13 protein-coding genes are annotated in these 20,424 nt (G+C 39.6%); 8 read left to right on the top strand and 5 right to left on the bottom strand.

Annotation, left to right across the window (positions count from 1 at the left end; genetic code table 11):
• Positions 1-9: 9 nt before the first annotated feature.
• Complete coding sequence (gene udk / locus H5058_RS10715; protein ID WP_011329721.1) at positions 10-639, bottom strand: uridine kinase; 630 nt, start codon at positions 637-639, stop codon at positions 10-12.
• Positions 640-830: 191 nt separating this feature from the next.
• Between udk and H5058_RS10710 the strand changes: the two genes are divergently transcribed.
• The 5 genes from H5058_RS10710 (at position 831) to H5058_RS10690 (ending at position 5,722) form a co-directional block, all read left to right on the top strand.
• Positions 831-2,048 (top strand): phosphopentomutase, encoded by a 1,218-nt coding sequence (locus H5058_RS10710; RefSeq protein WP_089369039.1) that lies wholly within the window; start codon positions 831-833, stop codon positions 2,046-2,048.
• A gap of 13 nt (positions 2,049-2,061) precedes the next feature.
• The gene (deoD, locus tag H5058_RS10705) at positions 2,062-2,763 is read left to right on the top strand and encodes a purine-nucleoside phosphorylase (RefSeq protein ID WP_011329723.1); all 702 of its coding nucleotides are present in this window, start codon (positions 2,062-2,064) and stop codon (positions 2,761-2,763) included.
• 912 nt (positions 2,764-3,675) lie between these two features.
• Entirely contained in the window at positions 3,676-4,419 is a 744-nt protein-coding gene (locus H5058_RS10700; protein WP_086995474.1) for a ferredoxin--NADP reductase, read from the top strand.
• Positions 4,420-4,633: 214 nt separating this feature from the next.
• A complete protein-coding gene (locus tag H5058_RS10695) occupies positions 4,634-5,374 on the top strand; it encodes a nuclear transport factor 2 family protein (RefSeq protein WP_089369040.1) in 741 nt (246 codons plus the stop codon).
• 27 nt (positions 5,375-5,401) lie between these two features.
• Entirely contained in the window at positions 5,402-5,722 is a 321-nt protein-coding gene (locus tag H5058_RS10690) for a hypothetical protein (RefSeq protein ID WP_011329726.1), read from the top strand.
• Here H5058_RS10690 and H5058_RS10685 read toward each other — a convergent pair.
• Both H5058_RS10685 and H5058_RS10680 read right to left on the bottom strand, forming a co-directional pair.
• Positions 5,712-6,605: a TPR end-of-group domain-containing protein gene (locus H5058_RS10685; RefSeq protein ID WP_182678126.1), complete on the bottom strand. Its 894-nt coding sequence runs from the start codon at positions 6,603-6,605 to the stop codon at positions 5,712-5,714. The genes H5058_RS10690 and H5058_RS10685 overlap by 11 nt on opposite strands.
• Positions 6,606-7,369: 764 nt before the next feature.
• Positions 7,370-8,971, bottom strand: a complete 1,602-nt coding sequence (locus H5058_RS10680; protein WP_011329728.1) for an ABC-F family ATPase — start codon at positions 8,969-8,971, stop codon at positions 7,370-7,372.
• A gap of 338 nt (positions 8,972-9,309) precedes the next feature.
• On the opposite strand from H5058_RS10680, the gene H5058_RS10675 reads away from it, so the two are divergent.
• From H5058_RS10675 to H5058_RS10665, 3 genes are all read left to right on the top strand, one after another.
• The gene (locus H5058_RS10675; protein WP_182678124.1) at positions 9,310-10,548 is read left to right on the top strand and encodes a UPF0149 family protein; all 1,239 of its coding nucleotides are present in this window, start codon (positions 9,310-9,312) and stop codon (positions 10,546-10,548) included.
• 466 nt (positions 10,549-11,014) lie between these two features.
• Positions 11,015-11,620, top strand: a complete 606-nt coding sequence (locus tag H5058_RS10670; protein WP_182678122.1) for a bifunctional 2-polyprenyl-6-hydroxyphenol methylase/3-demethylubiquinol 3-O-methyltransferase UbiG — start codon at positions 11,015-11,017, stop codon at positions 11,618-11,620.
• Positions 11,621-11,631: 11 nt separating this feature from the next.
• Complete coding sequence (locus H5058_RS10665) at positions 11,632-14,781, top strand: DEAD/DEAH box helicase (protein ID WP_182678119.1); 3,150 nt, start codon at positions 11,632-11,634, stop codon at positions 14,779-14,781.
• A gap of 445 nt (positions 14,782-15,226) precedes the next feature.
• Here the strand turns inward: H5058_RS10665 and H5058_RS10660 are convergent, their stop codons facing one another.
• Together H5058_RS10660 and H5058_RS10655 are read right to left on the bottom strand one after the other, a co-directional pair.
• Positions 15,227-18,379 carry a DUF3427 domain-containing protein gene (locus H5058_RS10660; RefSeq protein WP_182678117.1) on the bottom strand — a complete coding sequence of 1,051 codons (3,153 nt, stop codon included), beginning with the start codon at positions 18,377-18,379 and terminating at the stop codon, positions 15,227-15,229.
• Positions 18,380-19,225: 846 nt separating this feature from the next.
• Positions 19,226-20,230 (bottom strand): nuclease-related domain-containing protein, encoded by a 1,005-nt coding sequence (locus H5058_RS10655; RefSeq protein ID WP_182678115.1) that lies wholly within the window; start codon positions 20,228-20,230, stop codon positions 19,226-19,228.
• Positions 20,231-20,424: the final 194 nt, after the last annotated feature.

The raw sequence follows: 20,424 nt of genomic DNA, 5'->3' as shown, positions 1-20,424 counted from the left end.
TTCCCGTTACTATTCTTGAAGAATATGTTTAATTTTACTTTTTATTATATCAATCGCAACGCGATTCATGCCGCCTCGAGTGACAACTAGATCTGCATTATGCTTTGACGGTTCTATAAATTGATAAAACATCGGTCTAACAGTTGCTTGGTATTGTTCAACAACAGATTGTAATGTTCTGCCCCTTTGCTCCATATCGCGTTGCATTCTACGCATTAAGCAAATGTCTAAGGGAGTGTCTATAAACACCTTAATATCAAATTCTTTATTAAGCGCTTTATCGCTAAGTAGTAAAATGCCTTCTACGATTAATATTTTAGCTGCAGTTACATACCGCGTTGTTTCGCTGCGAGTATGTTGTGCGTAATCATAAATAGGTACTTCTACAGCGTGGCCGTTACGAAGTTGTGTTAAATGCTCATGCATTAACTTATATTCAAATGCATCAGGATGGTCGTAGTTAGTTTGCGTACGATGTGCAAACGGTAAATGCGACTGATCCTTATAATAAGCATCTTCTTCGATAATGGCGATAGCGCCTGGTTCAAGTTCATTAACCAATTCATTGTAAATTGTTTGGCTAAAAAGAGATTTACCCGACGCTGATGCGCCAGCAATGGCTATAATAGTTCGTGTCACTAAAGTTCTCACCCACACAGGAAGATATATTGTTGGTAGATCACAATAGCAAAAAAGACACGATTAATCTCTTTTGCTTCGCTTAAGGACGTAAATTTATAATGTTTAGGTTATATGAAACAGGACTTATGTCCTGTGCGTAAAAATCGAAGAGCAGATAAAGTAACCATATTGAATAATGGGAGGTCACAATGGCAAGAGCAATTATCCTAATGGCAGACAGTTTAGGTATTGGTGCAGCACCAGATGCAGATAAATTTGGTGATATTGGCGCAAATACTTTAGCACATCTGCTAAAAGCATATTATGACGAAACAGGCACAGCATTATCGCTACCAAACTTATCAAAGTTAGGGTTAATTGATGCCTGCGAAGCGGCCGGTAAAGAGCCTTGTTTAGTGTCAAACCGTTCAGCATCGCAAGGTGCATGGGGATACGCTAAAGAGCTTTCGAGCGGTAAAGATACGCCATCAGGCCATTGGGAAATGGCGGGAGTACCCGTTTTATTTGATTGGGGTTATTTTCCTAAAACTCAGCCAAGCTTCCCACAAGAATTTATTGACGAGCTTATTGCTCGTACCGGTATTCCTGGCATATTAGGTAACTGCCATGCATCAGGAACCACTATTTTAGAGCAGCTAGGTGAAGAGCACGTTAAAACAGGTAAACCTATCTGTTACACCTCAGCTGACAGCGTGTTTCAAATAGCCGCGCATGAAGAGTCATTCGGCCTAGAAAAGCTTTATCAGGTTTGCGAAACTGCACGGTCGCTACTTGATGAAATGAATATAGGGCGAGTGATTGCGCGGCCATTTTTGGGTTCAAATAATCAAGATTTTGCCCGCACCAGCAATCGCCGTGACTACTCGGTATTACCGCCAGCTCCTACATTGCTAGACGTACTGGCAAAAGACGGTGGCGAAGTAATAAGCATTGGCAAAATTTCAGATATATACGCGCATCAAGGTATTACCCAAAAGCATAAAGCACCAGGGTTAATAAACTTGCTGAAAAAAACTAACGAATTAATGCAAAGTGCGCCCGATCACAGCTTAATATTTACTAACTTGGTCGACTTTGACGAAATGTTTGGCCATCGTCGTAATCCTGTTGGGTATGCAAAAGCGTTAAAAGAGTTTGACGATTACTTGCCAACTATATTAAACGCACTAAAAGCCGATGATTTACTAATTATTACTGCCGATCATGGCTGCGATCCAACCTTTCCAGGTTCTGAGCACACCCGTGAATACGTACCAGTAATTGCTTACCAACCGGCCATGACCGACACCCCACTTGGTGAGCGAAATAGTTTTGCAGACATAGGTCAAACCTTAGCACAATGGTTTAACTTACCTGCGCTTGAATATGGTGATGGCTTTATAGATAAGCTAACTACATCTAAATAAAAAGGAAAGATTAATGAGTACTCCGCATATCAATGCAAACGTAGGTGATTTCGCCGAAACAGTATTAATGCCAGGCGATCCGCTACGCGCAAAATATATTGCTGAAAACTTTTTAGATGACGCAAAACAAGTAACCAGTGTACGTAACATGCTTGGCTTTACGGGCACTTACAAAGGTAAGCCTGTAAGCATTATGGGCTCGGGCATGGGCATTCCATCAATGTCTTTGTATGCGCGTGAGCTAATTGTTACTTTTGGGGTTAAAAACCTGATTCGTATTGGCACGTGTGGCGGTATTGGTAGCGACGTTAAAATACGCGATGTTATTTTTGCACAAGGTGCATGCACCGATTCAAACGTAAATCGTGCCCGTGTGCGCGGTACAGATTTTGCTGCAATTGCTGACTTTGACCTGCTTTTAAACGGCGTAAATGCTGCAAAAGATCTTGGTATTAAAGCAAAAGTGGGCAACGTATTTACTACCGACACATTTTATCAAGCCGATGACACTTTTTATAAAGATTTAGATAAATTAGGTGTGCTTGCCGTTGATATGGAAACAGCCGGTTTATATGGCGTTGCAGCCGAATATGGCGCAAAAGCAATGGCATTATTCACTGTAAGTGATCATGTGATCACTGGCGAAGCAACTCCAGCAGACGAGCGTCAAAGCACATTTAACGAAATGGTTAAAATTGCCTTAGAGTCTATCTAAGTAATTAACTATTGTAGTAAAACAGTTCCTTGGTAACGTATTCACTAAATTTTGGAGACACGCCCAAAGTGAAGTGAGACTAAACCCCAAAGCCACATTTATGCGGCTTTTTTTATGCTTAAACTTTAGTTTTTAACGTGAGTTAGCTCTGCATCTACAAATTAAGTTTAAGCCAGATATTATTTTGCAGCCAAGCAACTTACTGGCGTAATGCGCTAAAACCTGTTTGTATACTTTCACACCTTCTGCTCTTTATACAAAAACATCTAAGCCCATTTATTCACAAAGAGGGTATGAGGCGCTGCGCTTTTAGAGGAATAACAAAGCCAAGAACAATGTGTTTTATGTCTACTCATTTACTCTCATTGTCTTCTCTTTGTGCAAATTGTTGTAGCGCATTTTAAATTAAAACCTGTTTAAAAAGAGGTTAGTAGACACTGCGCTTTAGAGGAATAACAAAGCCAAGAACAATGTGTTTTATGCCTACTCATTTACTCCATTGTCTTTTCTTTGTGCAAATTGTTGTCGCGCATTTTAAATTAAAACCTGTTTAAAAAGAGGTTAGTAGACACTGCGCTTTAGAGGAATAACAAAGCCAAGAACAATGTATTTTATGTCTACTCATTTACTCTCATTGTCTTCTCTTTGTGCAAATTGTTGTAGCGCATTTTAAATTAAAAACCTGTTCACAAAGAGGCAATGAGGCGCTGTGCTTTAGTGGGTGAAAAGAGCTGTGGATTGTGTGAAAAATAAATCTAGCTCTACTTATTTATTTCCTATTTTCACTCGTAAAATTTGGCAGCTGATTACTCTATAAGTATTTGTTACTTAGTGTTAAGGTTTAAGCTATAAAAACGCATGTTTAAAGTCAGTAACCTTAATACTTTATAGCTGATAATATAGGAGCTAACTATGTCTAATTGGGTTGATGCAACAGTAAAAAAAATTACTTGGTGGACAGACTCGTTATTTAGCATAACGGTAAATGCCGACGTTGAGCCATTTAAAGCGGGGCAGTTTACTAAGTTATCTATAATGGATGGCGATAAGCGTATTGCACGGGCTTACTCCTACGTTAATGCCCCTGATGACCCCAATTTAGAGTTTTACCTAATAAACGTAGTTGATGGTTTACTCTCATCGTATTTAGCCAAGCTACAACCAGGCGATAATGTATTAATAGAGCGCCGTGCTACAGGCTTTTTTACCCTTGACGAAATACCCGCCAGCGAACAGTTATGGATGCTAAGTACAGGCACCGCTTTGGGGCCGTTTTTGTCCATGCTACAACAGAGCGAAGTATGGCAAAAGTATCAACATATAAACCTAGTGCATGGCGTGCGTTTAAATGACGATTTAAGCTATCAGGAGCTTATAAACACGTTACTTGAAGCTCATCCCAAGCAGCTAAATTACATTCCTGTAGTGAGTCGTGAGCAAGCTGATGTAGGGTTACATGGCCGAATAACGGATATGATTGCGAATAAGCAATTATTTTCGCACGTTGGGCTAAATGCAACGCCCGAAAACGCACAGTTTATGATTTGTGGTAATCCGCAAATGGTGAAAGACACCACAGAGTTACTCATAAACCAAAATTACCAACGCAATCGGCGCAGAACCCCCGGCCACATAACGGTTGAGCAATATTGGTAGTTAGGTGTGTTTATTTTACCTGTTTAAACGTGTAGTCGGGTGTTTGGTTTTTAGGTAAATAAGTACCTATTTAGTGTGGATATTCCTTTAAATGGGTAATAACCATGCTAAATACCAAACATGCCCTAGTACTAAACAGATAATCACTACCCCAAAACCGCAAAATTTGCTATGTTGCGCCCTAACAGTATTTCGTGCTCATTTTAGGAAAACTATGAAATCTTTACCTATCGTTTTTGCTTTTATATTTATTGGTGCCGCGGCACTTGTTTACGCAACAGAGCAAGAAACCAACACAACGGCGCAAAGCAGTACAGAGCAAGCTAAACCTGCAATTGAAAAAGAGCAGCAAGCTGCCGACGAGTCAAAACAACAAGCTACAGATAGACTCAATACCCTTGAGCATAAAGAGGCAGTATTAACAAAACCAGTTGTTGATCCTAACAAAGTAGACGACTCAAAAGTACTTGGCACCGAAACCCCTAAGCCAGTTGAAAAGATTAAAAATAAAGAGGAAAAAGCGGCCGCTATTGCCAAAGCTGAGCAAGTGGTAACGCAAGCAAAAGAAGCCTTAACGCAAAGGCAGCAAACAAAAGCCAAACAATCGCGCGAATCATTAGCTGTGGTTGAACAATTAGTTAAAGCCTATAACGCCCGTAATATTGAAGAGTTTATTCGGGTTTATGCCGAAGACGTTGAATTTTATATTTTCCCTAACGAGCTGCTATTTAAAGGTAAGGAAAAACTAATAGCCCGTTATGGCTTAATGTTTAAAAAGCTAAAATGCATTCATTCATCACCAATCAAACGCATAGTACATGGCGACATAGTAATTGATCATGAATTATCAGAAACCTGCTCAGTAGATGAAAACGTAATAGATAAACGCTCAGAGCTTATTTCAAGCTATCAAGTTAAAGATGGTAAAATAATTCGTGTGTTATTTTTTCGATAACTCATAACTAGGTAAGTAAGTATCAAAATGCAGTTAAACGACGAGAAAAAAATTCGCCTAGAGTATCGGGTAGAGCCAGGCTGTTTAGGCCCACAAGGGCTAAGCCACATAGAAGATTTTTGTCGCTATGCTAATAAGCATATTAAATCACCATATTATGCGCAATTTTTATTTACCCCTCGTTACGACAAGCAAAAAAGTGAACGTCAATACAGCGTAAATAGCCGCAACTTATCGCAAGTTCAGGCCAAGCTGTATTTTGATCACTTTCAAATAAATATAGTAGAGTTTGAAGAGCAGCTCGACGAGCTGCTCAGTAAAGCAATAGATCTGTACTTTAAACGCTAGTCGCACTCAAAATTTCGTTAAAGCTTTGGTTGTCGTGTAGGCTAGCAAACGCACTCTCGTGCAGTAGTTCATTGCGTAAGTTAGGTGAGTAATCTAACGCCATTTTTATATCGGCTAACGCATCGGCATGTTCATGAATTAACGCATAAGCACACGCACGTTGCCAATAAGCATAGCCATAATCACTGTCTATCTCTATTGCTTGGTTACATAGCTCAATAGCTTGTGTTGTATCGTTAATTTCTAGCAGCGCATCGGCTTTATAAGCAATGGCTTCTACGTCTTCAGGTTTACGTTTTAAAATTTCGTCAAAAATTTCAATTTTGTTAGCAAAATCACTTTCTAAATTAGCCCGCATCCACAGTGAGTGAACTTCATTAGTGACCGAAATCCGTTCTTGGTTACTGAGTATTTCTTCAGAGCGAACGCGCAGTTTTTCTTCAAGAATTTTTAAGCGATCTTCATACTCATCGGTAATAACGCTTACTCGGGTATTTACTATGTCTTCTACTTTATTTTTAACATCGCGCAGTGAGTTCCAACCCACTAATACTAAAATTGATGCGGTAGCCGTAATAATAAAAAATACATTATTAATGGTATCAGTAGTGTAGGTAATTGCACGGTCGGCGGTATCTAGCTGGGCATGAGTAACTTGTTTTGTTACATCCTCACGTAGTTTTTGCTGATCTTGACGCACAGCTCTAAGCTCATCAAGAATATAACGCTCCATTAGCGGCTTATACATAGGAGCAGCTAGCCCATCAACAGCTTGGTTTTGTTGCTGCTCGGTGGGAGCCGAAAAAGGGTCATCTTCAGCAGCAATGATCGCTGTAGAATTAAAAGTTACGCAAATAAACAATAGTAATAAAAAGTAACGCATAGTACGCCTAATAAATAAAATCAATAAATCGCTAAGGCAACTTTAACATGCACAGATTCAGGGTACTAGAGGAGGTTGCTGTTTCGTTAAATACTTTATAGCGCCGGTTAGGTAATTAACGTTAGTTTGCAGCAATTAGACATTTTTAGACGCTATTGATAAAAATTAGGCAAAAAAAACCAGCTCAAGGTGAGCTGGCAAAAACTACTTAAAACAACATAATGTCAAAGGGAAAAACAATAAGTTAGATTGCATAATAACGCGACTAAGCTGAACAATTACTTAACTCAATTCAATACTTTAAATTAAGTTACAAAAATAAATAAGGTGTATAAATCATCAAAAAATACACCTTTTTTAACTTACATGGCGAAGGGGGATATACACAGTGACCTTGGTTACCCGACAGCCAACTTTTTAAGCCCTTCACATTACATTACGTCGCTTATTTTAAAAGCGATCATTTTATTATTTAAAATGCGCGGCATAAAGCCCCGCCTACAAAAATTGCACAAAGAGTAGGTAATGAGAGTGAATGAGTAGAGCAGTTCCATTTTATCCGCAGTTCGAAACTTACAGCTCTTTTCACCCTCTAAAGCGCAGCGCCTCATACCCTTTTTGTGAGTTAATTACTTAAAAAGCGATTGTTCACAGGCCAAAGCCCAAGCTCGCAACTCGAAACACAAATAACAAGCACAAAAAAACGGCGCTAAAGTTAGCACCGTTTTTACTTAATACTTAAATAGAGTATTTAAAAGCTGTTATTACGCTACTTTTTTCTCTTCACAACTGGCTAGGTATTCGTCAAACGAGCCTTGAAAGTCGATTACTTGTTTATCTTTAATATCAATAATACGCGTAGCAAGTGACGATACAAACTCACGGTCATGGCTTACAAAAATAAGCGTACCTTGGAAGTCTTTTAACGCATTGTTAAGTGCTTCAATGGCTTCCATATCCATGTGGTTTGTAGGCTCGTCCATTACGAGTACGTTAACGTCTTGCATCATTAACTTACCAAATAACAAACGGTTTTTTTCACCACCTGAACAGTTACGCGCTTTTTTGTTTGAATCGTCTGCTGTAAACAACAAACGGCCTAACATGCCACGTACCATTAAATCGTTGTGCTTAGCGGTGCGCCACTGCGACATCCAATCAAACAAGGTTAAGTCGTTATCAAAATCTTTAGTGCTGTCTTGCGGGCAATAACCAAAAGTAGCATTTTCAGACCACTTAACTTCGCCCTCTAAGCTTTTAAGCTCGTCTACTAAACAGCGTAAAAAGGTAGTTTTACCCACACCATTTTCGCCAATTACCGCAAGCTTAGCGCCGGCTTCAAGTAATAAGTCGCCGCCAGAGAACAACATTTCGCCATCAAAGCCATGGCCAATTTTATTAACTTCAAGCGCTTGGCGATACATTTTTTTACCTTCGTCAAAGCTTAGCGAAGGGCTCATACGGCTTGACGATTTAACTTCATCAAGTTTAATTTTATCCATTTTTTTAGCACGCGAACTTGCTTGTTTCGCTTTAGATGCGTTAGCACCAAAACGGTTAACAAAGTCTTGTAGTTCGTCAATTTCAGCGCTCTTTTTCGCGTTTTCAGCAAGTAATTGCTCGCGTTGTAGGCCAGCAGCTTCTAAAAATTTCTCGTAGTTACCAGGGTAAATACGCAGCTCGCCGTAATCAATGTCGGCCATGTGTGTACATACCGAGTTTAAAAAGTGACGGTCATGCGAAATAATAATCATGGTACATTTACGCTTGTTAAGCTCGTTAGCAAGCCAAGTAATTGTATGAATATCCAAGTTATTTGTAGGTTCATCGAGTAGCAAAATATCAGGGTTTGCAAACAACGCCTGTGCTAAAAGCACACGTAGTTTCCAGCCCGGCGCTACGTTTGCCATTAAGCCATAATGAAATTCTTTATCGATACCCGCTTCTAGCAAAATTTCTTCAGCGCGGCTTTCTGCCGTGTAACCGTCCATTTCTGCAAATACGCTTTCTAGCTCAGCTACTTTCATGCCATCGTCTTCGCTCATTTCTGGCAAAGAGTAAATACGTTCGCGCTCTTGCTTTACTTTCCAAAGCTCCACGTCGCCCATAATTACAGCGTCAACTACGCTAAATTCTTCAAACGCAAACTGGTCTTGGCTTAGGTTACCTACTTTTAACCCAGGAGTAATAGATACATTACCGGCACTTGGCACAAGTGCCCCGCTTAAAATTTTCATGAAAGTCGACTTGCCGCAGCCGTTAGCGCCAATTAAACCGTAACGGTTACCGTTACCAAATTTAGCTGAAATGTTTTCAAACAACGGCTCTGCGCCAAACTGCATCGTGATATTTGCGGTGGAGATCAAAAAAATGTAATCCTAGAAAAAGTACTGACAGGGATAGGCTGCAGCAAAACGCCACAAACAAGAACCAGACAATAGGGTAAATTAGCTGGCGAATTATACAGATCCAAAGCCAAAGATGAAAGGTAAAAGAAACTTAAAAAATAGCCGGTATGGCAAGAGCAGGTTTTAGATGTCAGGCTTGAGGCTTTAGGTAAAAATTAACCAAGGTTAATGTACAAGAGTAGCGGGAGTTTACTTCGCGCTTTTGTTTTAGGAATTCAATAACTCAACAAATAATATTGTTGCCAACTCAATGAATAGGTAGACTAAAATTAAATACATCATTGACGGAACAGGTTATGTCGCCAGCTAAAATACGAAATGACGTTATAAAACTCAGTAAACTAAGTACTAAAAAACCGGATTACTACTTTATTCAAGGTTATTTAATCGGGTTAGGTGTATTACCACAAATACTTACTCCTACAGAGTGGCAACCAGATCTATTTGGGGAAATAAATGTTCAAAATGAAACAGAGCTCAAATACTTAGAAAGCTTAATGACACTTTACAACCAGAGTATGGACAAAGTAATTCAAAATGACTTAAAAATGCCAGCGAAGTGCAGCTTGTCTAAGCAAGACTACCGTGAATCACTTAAGTCAAATATGCCCTTACCAAACTACTGTAAAGGGGTTTTACAGGCACTTAAACATATAAATAAACGCACCCTAGATAAAGAGCAAAAATATGCTTTTGATAATATAAATCGGGTTTTAAAAGCTTTTTCTAATGAAACAGCAGCAGCAAAAGAATTTGGGGAGTTTGCCCAATATAACGCCCAAGAATATAAACGTAACTATGTTTATTTTATGGCTGATGCTATTTTTGAGCTTAGATTTAATAACGACCTTACTTTAAGCGATGAAGATGAGGCTGAATTTAACAACAGCTTTTTAGATGAAGAACCAGATGAATTCGATCAGCTTGATGAACTACTTGAACTGGTACTCGCCGATACAGAACTAACAGCACTTGAGCCAATACAGATGCTTTTAGAGGTTATGGAAGGGCTCATAACAAAGCAATATATTAAAGACAACGCCGGGCACTTTTGGGGCTTGCACGAAACCCGCCCTTATATGATGCTGCGTGCGCATCGTGCAAAAATACACGCGCTGCATGGTTATACCCAAAAAGCACAATCAGAACTCGAAGATCTATTAAAGCTAAACCCAAACGATAATCAAGCAAACCGCTTTTTATTAATGAACTGCCTAATCATAAACAAAGAGTGGGGGAAGTTAGACGCTCTATTGGCCGACTTTGATTTTCAAGAACTACACACAACAGCAAGCCTAGCGCTAAGTGCTTTTGTAAAGCATGGCGATTCAAAACCAGCTAACGATTACAAAGAAATGCTTAAACAACAGAGTAAACATTTTGTAAAAATACTCACCGGGCAAGAAAAACTTAAAGAACAGCCGCCATATTACAGCCCAGGCAGCAAAGAAGAGGTAGGTGTTTACCTTGATTCATTAGGTAAGCAGGCATGGATTTCGGTTCCGGCGAGTCTTTTTTGGTTAAGAAAAAAGTAGGTAAAAAACGTTTAGCGAGATTTATATCGCGCTAAACATAACGCAGATTCAATTTGAAGTGCATAACCGCTTTTTAAGTTTTTATTCAATAGTAGAAATTACGCTTGTTAAACGTGCAATATCAATGTCGCTTGTGCTTACAAGGCGTTGAGCTTGCTGACGCAAAAAGCGAAAAGCGCAGCTTTTAATGTGTAGGCACGATTATACATCCGGATTAATTTAAACGTGTTGTGTGGGTTTTTAAATTTAGTAATAACAAAAGCTTGTACTTAATTGTTTAAAAGTTAAGGCTAAATTTACATAATTGTAAAAGCAGGCGCGTATTAATGATAACGGCGTAGTTTTTATTGGTTATATAACTAATAAGCCTATATTTATTTTTATCAATCAGGTAAATTGTTTTAAATGAATACTAACTTAATAATACGTTAGTTATTAACAGATAAACCAAGGAGCGGTGTGTCTCGTGTCAAACTCCACACTTAGTTACTACAATCAAAACGCACAAAGCTTTAGTGACTCAACCCTAAATGTTGATATGTCAGCGCTGTATGCTGAATTTTTACCACACGTTACCGAACACGGCCATATTTTAGATGCAGGCTGCGGCAGCGCCCGCGATGCTGCCTACTTTAAAAAGCAGGGTTTTACTGTGAGTGCGTTTGATGCAAGTGCAGAGCTTGCCGCATTAGCAAGCAGTTACTTACAGCAACCCGTCGACGTTAAAACCTTCCAACAGCTAGATTGCGTTAATAAATACGATGCTATTTGGTGCTGCGCTAGCTTATTACACGTGCCAAAAGCTGAACTTCCGCAGGTGTTTTTAAACCTACAAAATGCATTAAAACCGAATGGTGTTTTGTATGTATCGTTTAAATATGGCGATACAGAGCGTGTGCATAATGGTCGTGTATTTACCGATTTAACTGAAAATGGTTTAACAGCATTAATTGATCAGCACACTCAACTTAAAATAATAAAACAATGGCAAACAGTCGATCAACGGCCTGGGCGCGAAAGTGAAGTGTGGCTCAATGCGCTAATGCAACGTCTAACCAGTAAAGGCGAATAGCTATAATAAATATGAGTATTACAAACCAGTTTGAATACTGTGACCAAGCGCTGCTGGGATATGGCTATAAGCTACTAGAACAAAATACCGTTGGCAGACTGTATATAAAAAACAATAGTCCAGCTGTATTTATTGATACAACTCTTTTTCAATTAAAGTTATCTGACTATCAATACGTTGAATACACCAGTCACCAAAACCAGTTGATGCATAAGTATCAAGGCTTGTATCGCTTTATTTATGATTTAGATACCTCTTTATCAATTGAGACACAAACGCAATTTCAAGCCGATCTTGATATTTTTCTTGGTTCAGAAGAACAACAATTAGATAAAATAAAAAAATTTGGAGCCGATCGTACCGAAACCCACACTGATCCAACCCCACCTGAGTATAATTTTACCTGCTTATTTGAAGACGTGTTCGGCGCTCAATATTTACACGCACTTGAAGCTGAAAGTAAATACATTGATAGTGCAGGGCATGTCCGCTATATAGATTTTGTCTTAACAAGAAATAATGGTGCTAAAAGCCAAAGTAATATAGCTATTGAACTTAATGGAGAGCGTTATCATCACCCGCTTATAATTGGTTTAAGAAGCTATCGTTCGCAATTATTTAAGCAAAACTCATTAGTTTACGATGGCTATTTAGTTTTTAGGTGGTCAAGCAGAGGTATGAGCGATGACTATAAATTTAGTGATCAAATGCGTGATTATTTCGGTGATCCTAAAAGCTTTAGCGCTGCACCTAAATACTTAGCAGAGCGTGATTTATCATTTCAGCTTTTAGATCATCAAGATCAAGCTGTGAATAGTATTTCAAATCAGCGCGAGAAAGGTAAAAGTACTTTTTTAGTTGTTTTACCTACTGGTACAGGCAAAACAGAAGTATTTATAGAAGATTTAAAAAATCAAATTGATGCTGGTATATGTAAAAAAGCTTTAGCAGTAGTACCTAGTACAGCTTTAAAAAAACAATTAAAAGAGCGATTAGGTTTAAGACATCCCCAATTAATAGTGGGTGAGTTATTAACAGATCCAACACTTGATGTTGTAGTGCAAACGAGTGCTTACATGATGCGCCATTACAGTACCATGCAATCACAATCTTTTGATTATATTCTGATTGATGAAGCTCATCATGCAGTAGCAACAGGGTTAAGAAAAGTAATTGAATACTTTAAACCCAAAACACTATTAGGGCTTACTGCAACAGACGAAAGACCCGATGCCCAAAAGCTGCAAGATATATTTGGTCGCTACAAAGTCGACTTAACTTTAGAGCAAGCAATCCAAAAAGGACTTGCTCCGCAAATAAGAGCTTACCGGCTTCAATCTAACATTGACCTATCGCAAGTACGTTTTAACGGCAAAGACTATGTAAAGGCTGATTTAAATAAAACCGTACTAGTGCCTTCGCGCGATCAATTAATTGTAGATTTAATCAATAAATACTTTGCAGAACCTTTAATTGAGGGGCAGCCACTAAAGCAAGGTGTTGTGTTTTGCACCGACATAAAGCACGCCCAACGAATGGCGCAATTGTTTAATAAACATGGAATTAGCGCACAAGCAGTACATGGCTCTGATCGCAAAGGGCTTGATGAATATCAAAAAGGGGATATACGCTTTTTATGTGCTTGCGATCTACTTAACGAAGGGTGGGATGCGCCACAAACTGAAATTTTAGTTATGGCAAGACCCACAATGTCTAAAGTACTTTACACCCAGCAATTAGGGCGTGGTACGCGTAATTACAAAGACAAAGAAGCGCTTATTGTTGTCGATGTAGTAGATAGCTATGGCGCAGCTTTGCAACCAATGTCAGTACATGGCTTATTTAACTTTTCTACTTACAAGCCATTTGAAAATATAATAAAAACAGAGGCTCCAACACCCGAAAGCGAAGCGATTGAGTTAGATCGTTTATATGAAGGTGAACGCCGTATTGAAAAAATAAACATATTCACTTTTGAACATGAGTTTGGAGGTTTGCTAAATGAAGAGCAGCTTGCTCGTGAGTTATTTATTTCAACAGGCACGGTAAAAAGTTGGGTTAAAAAAGGAGATATTACCCCAGAAAAAACGCACCCATTTGGTAAACATACTTTAAACTACTTTAGTGAATCACAGTTAAAACAAATAAAAATAGACAAAAATATTAAAGAACGTACTGAAGATTCAAGACGAGATGATTTCTTTGAATTTTTACAAAGCCGAGATTATTCATTCTCATATAAAATTACTTTTTTACTTGCCTTTATAAGTGAATGTAATGCACAAGGCGAAGCTCAAGTTTCAAAACTTGTGTTGCGATATCAAAGTTTTTACAAGCAGTTACAACAAGAGTTCGGACAAGCAGAAAAAGACAAAAACCCACTTAATGATAAAGAACGCTTAAACGATATTGCTTATTTAACTCGTAGTTTATTAGCGAACCCGTTTGAAAAGTTCGAGCGTAAACGTTTTATTTATCACGCAAAAGACCTCAACATTATTTCGTTTGACTCAGTACTGTGGGAAAAGCTAGATGAGAACGCACTTGCCGAAATCAGGCAGCAATATATCCAAGACGGTAAAGATTATTACCAAAAAATAGGTTTTAAGCTTCAAAACCTCCACTTCAAAGCATTGCTTTCATTTGAAGAGCAAGTTGATAACACAGTCGTAAATATTGTTCCTACAGAAAGCAGTAATGATGAGGAACTATTTACAAGCCAATTAAAAACTGTAAATGAAGTAATCAAATTGCCGTATTTCCCCAATATTAAAATTGCTTGTGGGCATTTTAAAACAGGGGATAAAAGCGATATGGAATATATAGATGCACCACTTGGCGCAGGTAAGCTCGACCCACAAGTACACTTTTTAGCGCACGCATCGGGTAACTCAATGAATGGCGGTAAACACCCAATACTTGATGGTGATTTACTACTACTTGAGCTTATAACACCCGATAAAGCGGGATCGCTGCGCGGCCAAATAGTCGCGATAGAGCGAGACGATATAAGCGGTGATGGGCAGTATTTACTGCGCAAAGTTAATAAATTACCCAATGGGCAATATGAGTTAATCGCTCAAAACCCAGATTATGAAGTAATGATTGCTGATGAAAGCATGCGAACATTTGCGCGGTTTAAACAGGTAGTTGTGGAATAGTTGTAGGTGCGATTTTATATCGCGCTTTAACTTGTAGGCGAAGAGCTTGCTGACGCGAAAAGCGAAGCTTTTGAATTTCGGTGTAATTAATATGTTGGTGCTATTTTATATCGCGCTCATAAATTGTTTTTTTGCATGAAGATTTAAAGGGTTTAAAAACCTCTATTCGAGGTTTTATCGCGTTGGCGATGGCAACCAAAGGGCGGCTGCCGCCGACCGCCCTTTGGAATCCCACGGCGCACCCGAGGATCACACTTTATCTTCAACTTACGTTAATGATGTGAACGTAACCAGCGTAGGTAGGCCATCCATGGCCAAGCTACGCTTTTTACAGCATCCATGCTGTAAATTACTCATCATTAACTCAGTTTCAGGTGTGATCACGGGGAAGGTGTGTTTGTTGATAGATTGGAGATAATTCATAGACGACTTTTCTAATTTTTAATCACCCAACCGCCAATTTCCCTGCCTCATGCCACATTTCACTTGGCATGGGGTTGGTTAATTCCCACGTTATATTCATCGGTTGGCTGCCGTTGTGGCTTTGGTATTTAACCTCGCCGTAGTTTACAAATCCCATGGTTCGGCCGTTTTCGTCTTTGCCTTGTTCTCGCACAAATAACAGGATAGTTTTGCCTGTTTTTTGGTGTTGTATATAGCTTAGGCCGCGGCCGTGTTCTGGGCGGGCGCTGTTTTGTGTTTGCCAGTGGAACAGGGTAGGGCTGATTGCGTAATCGTGATACAGCGTGGTGGGCGAGTAGGTTTTTTCGCACTTATTAAGTGTTACAAATAACAGCTCGAGGTTTTGGTTTTTAAATTCTAAAACACCTTCGCGGGCGGTCGATTTTTTATCAAACGAGTGCGCCCCAAATGCTGCGAGTATTTGCTGGCGAGTGTAGCGGCTGTGTAATTTTATTGCATGATTAGGTAAGCACACTAAATCGCTTTCTTGCTGGTGTATGCGGTTTATTAATAGCGTAATTACTTGAGCAAGTTCGTGCTGTAGCTCTTTGTGTTTAAGTGCTTGTAAGCTTTGTTCAAGCGTTTTAAATCCCAAGCTTTTACCAGTGCCATCCCAAAAATTGTAATGCACCATAAGCGCGTACTGTTGGTTTTGCGCTGTTGGCATAAAGCTAAAGTTGTTATTACATAAATCACGTAAAAAGCATAAATAACTGATTGAGTCGCAGCCGAGTAATTGGGTGTTTATAGCGCGGTAATACGCGGCGTAAATATCGGCTTGTTCTACTGGTATTTCATCGCCTTTTAGCCAATGCCAGCCGCCGAGTTTTTTATCTTTTGGTTTGTATACATCTTCAAGTGTAACTTGTGGGTTTATGCGTAAAAAGTTAGTTAGCGTAAGCGCGTCATTAGTATGTTGCGAATAGCTATTTATAAGCTGCTGTAAACGGCGTTTAGAGTTTATAGCTTGCTGAATATTTTTTAATATTGTTTGTTGTGTGCGCTTTTGTAGCTCTATACGGCAACCCAACGGCAAATGTGGGAAGTTGTTTTCAATTTCGGTTTTTATTGGTTGATTACTTTTACCAATAAGGGCGCGGAATTTACTGGCAAAGTCGTATTCTGGGCGGGCGTTGCCTACAAAGTCGAGTACGGTACAGCACTGCTTTTGGCTGTTATCAGGTAAACGCAGGCCACGGCCGAGTTGCTGTAAAAACAGCGTTAGGCTTTCGGTCGGGCGTAAAAATAGTAAAGTATCGACCTCTGGAATATCGACACCTTCGTTAAAAATATCAACCACGCAAAGTATTTGTATTTCGCCTTGGCGTAGTGCTTGCTGTTTGGCCGCGCGCTCATTGGTGTTTTTACTGGTCAGCACATCCGCGTTTATGCCTGCTAAGCTAAACTTTTTAGCCATAAATTCTGCGTGTTTTTGGCTTACGCAAAACGCGAGTGCTTTAATAGTGTGAACATTGGTTACGATATCAGCAAGGCTGGATATAATTTTGTTAGCGCGGCTGTTCTCGCCTGTATAAAGGTTACTTAGCTCGCTTATATCGTAACGGCCGCCTCGCCATGTTATTTGGCTTAGGTCGGTGTCGTCATCCAAACCAAAGTATTGAAACGGGCATAAGTGGCGTTGATTTATTGCCTCTGGCAAGCGTATTTCGGCGGCTATTACGCCGCAAAAATCAACGAGTATATCTGCGTCATCTTGTCGCTCTGGTGTTGCGGTGAGGCCAAGTAATATTGTGGGCGTAAAGTGGTTTAAAATAGCGCGATAACTTGCAGCGCTCACGTGGTGCACTTCGTCTATAACTATGTAGTCGTAGTAATCGTGAGTTAAATTGAGCGATTCAATTTGGCTGTTCAGCGTTTGGATGGATGCAAATAATTGGTTGTAACGTTGTGGTTTGTAGTTACCTACCCACAGCTCGCCAAAGTCGTTATTTTTAAGCACACCACGGTAAGCGCTTTGTGCTTGTTTTAGTATTTCTTCACGGTGGGCTACAAACAAAAAGTGTGCGTCTGGGTTTTTATCGTAAACAGTTTTAAAGTCGAACGCCGATATTATGGTTTTACCTGTGCCGGTTGCGGCAACTACCAAGTTTTTAAAACGATTATGTACGCTGCGCTCAGCACTTAGCTTTTCTAAAATAGCGAGCTGATGCGTTTTTGGTGTTATATCAAAATAAAACTGACTGCTTGATTGCCCAACACCGCGTTGCTCGTTAAGTGAATTAATGAGCCTTTCCTTACACTCAACAGCGCCTGTAAATAGCTCGAAGTCTTTTGATTCCCAGTAGGTTTCAAAGGTACTTTTGGTTTTAGCTATTATGTGCGGGATTTCTTGCGCGGTAATTTTTAAGTTCCACTCAAGGCCGCTGGTAAGCGCCGAATGCGATAAGTTAGACGAGCCAATATAACCTGTATGGAAACCTGTATTACGCATAAATAAGTAAGATTTAGCATGTAAGCGCTCTTGCTGATTGTTATAACTTAGCTTTACTTCGGTATTTGGCAGGCTCGCTAAAAATTCAACCGCTTTAGCATCTGTTGCGCCCATATACGAAGTAGTAATTACTTTGAGTTTGTTGCCGCTTTTGGTAAACGCTTCCAGCTCATTTTTAAATATGCGCAGCCCTGTCCATTTTATAAATGAGACCAACCAATAAATGGTATCGGACGATTTAATCTCGCGTTTAAGCTCTGTTTCGAGTGATATACCTGCATTAGCGCCGCTAAACAATTCGCTTTGCGTAAGGCCCGTTAGCGGGAATATATCGTGTGAGTAATCTTTAAGGTTTGCAGCAATAGGGTTTAGGGTATTAAACAGTGCAGTAAGTATTCGGCCTTGGCTGTCGATAAGGTTTTCGTTAATGAGCTCATCATCTTTTATATGATCTTTAAGCCAAAGAACAAGGTTGTTAGCAAGGCTAATTTGCTCTTGTAACCGCTCGTTTGAATTAGGAATAGCATCGATTGCATGAGCAACAAGTTTACCTAAAAATCGTGAAAGCCACGTTGCTGCCTCAGCTGACTCTAGTTGGCGCTCACCAACATAAAACTGTTCACGATTTAAATTTTGTTCAATTACTTGCGTAATTAACTGCTCGTAAATACCAATCTGCTGCATTAAAGCCACTCCCTGTTTGCGAACATTCAGTTTACTAAAATACGGTACAGCTACAAGTATTAATCGTCTAAGTTACTAGTAATTAAGTATAAACGTGTGAGTTAAGTACTAGGCGAGCGAGTAATTAAAGGATGATGCTAAGAAACCCTCCCCTCCAACTTCACCTGAAAACACATAATTAATGAGTAATTACCTCGCATGGAGGCGAGGAAAGCGATGCTTGCACATGGATGTGCTTTCATCGCGTTTACGTTCATATTAATTTAGTGTTTAAAGATAAGTGAAATTGAGGGGCGCCGTGGGGTTCCAAGGGGCGGTCGGCGGTATCCGCCCCTTGGTTGACATCGCCAACGCGATATAAGTAAATTACAAACCAAAAGCGCGAGGTAAACTCCCGCCTTGTACAATTTGAAGGCTGACGCTGAGATAATTCCCCGTGATCACACCCGAAATTGAATTAATGATGAGTAATAGCTGCGCATGGCGGAATTTTGTTCCCGACAAATTCCAAGTACCTAAATCCCTTTAGGCAATGCGCGATAGCCGTGACTTTGCCATGGACGGCGAATACACGGCGTTTACGTTCATATTATTAATTACAATTGAGGATATAGTGTGCTCCTCGGGGCGCTGTGAGATTCCAAAGAGGTCGGCGTTTGCCTTTCTTTGGTTGCCGTCGCCAATACGATATTTGTAAATTAATTTAAAAGCTTCGCTTTTCGCGCGAGCAAGCTGTGCGCCTACAGGTGTTTAGGTGAGCTTTGTTTGTTGATTGGGGTAATGAGCTAGTTACTAAAGAGCTAGTTACTAAAGAGAAAGCGCGATGTAAAATCGCACCTACAAATGCTAAAGCTTAATAGGCGTACTTATCTCACAATCTTTGCATACTAAAGAGTAATTTTCTTTACGTTTGCTTGTTTTAGTATTGGTGCTTGAGCACTCAGGGCATGGTGATTTCATTGGTGTATTTGCACTGCAATTACCGCATTTTACAAAGTAGCCATAGCGCCCAGAAAGAGGCAGCAAATTGGTCGCGCTATTACATTGCTTACAAGCTAATGTTATCTCTTTGATTAGATCACTTTTAGGTTTTACTTGTTCAGTAATGGTTTGCTTAGTCGCTATTAAAGCCTCATCGTAAAAAGATTCTGATTCGCTTATCTTTGCAGATACATATGAAGGCTCTTGTAAGTTAAGTGATATGTTTTTCTCTAAAATAAATTGGCAAATTTTGCCCAAACTTTCTTCGTTAAACCATGGTCTAACGTTAGTGGATAAAAAATGTAAAGCATTAGGTGTCGATGCGGGTAGTTTCATCATTTGTAGTAGTTTATCAGCTATGAATTCTGATTTAACTAACCGCTCTTGTGTTGCTTTTGGTGTGTGATCCCTGTTGATAATAGCATTGCTCGATATTGCACAAACACTTTGCCATTCTCGGCCACCAAAGCCTTGTTGTAGTTTACCAAATATTTTTGGCAGTAATAATGGGGCATTGGCTCGTAATAGGCTTTTTAGTACTGCTAGTTGTAGCTCAACTTGCTTTATTGGTGAGGGCATACCTTGCCAGTTACCACGGTAACTTCGGCTCCATTCTTGATGTTCATTAATCGTTACTTCCCCTGTAATGCTTTTAGATTCGATGAGAATAAAGCCGTAGGTATATACAATAAGGTGGTCTATTTGAGCTGTTTCGTCGTTGTGTTTAAATTTGAGGTCGTTAAACACAAAAACTTGAGGGTGATCTTTAAATGCACGGCGTAAATAAAATGCCACGTCGAGCTCTTGTTTTTGGCCTGCTTGTATTTTTGCAGAGTTACTGGTGGTGAGTATTTTATCTTTTAAAATCATGAGGCTTCCATTCAATCATGCGTGTGGATAGGATATCACTGATGTACCTAATAGCAATACGATTAAGGCTTTAATGTTGATTAGGAAGCTTTAAAGTCATCGACAACGCGACATATAACTAATACTTGCAATTAAAAGCCTAAACGCGAGGTAAACTCTTGCCTACAATTTAAAAGCTAGGCTTTTCGCGTCAG

It is taken from the genome of Pseudoalteromonas sp. SR45-4, from assembly GCF_014163535.1.
Lineage (GTDB): Bacteria > Pseudomonadota > Gammaproteobacteria > Enterobacterales > Alteromonadaceae > Pseudoalteromonas > Pseudoalteromonas nigrifaciens.
The sequence above is the reverse complement of the archived record's forward strand: the minus strand, read 5'-3'. Positions and strand labels throughout refer to the sequence as shown.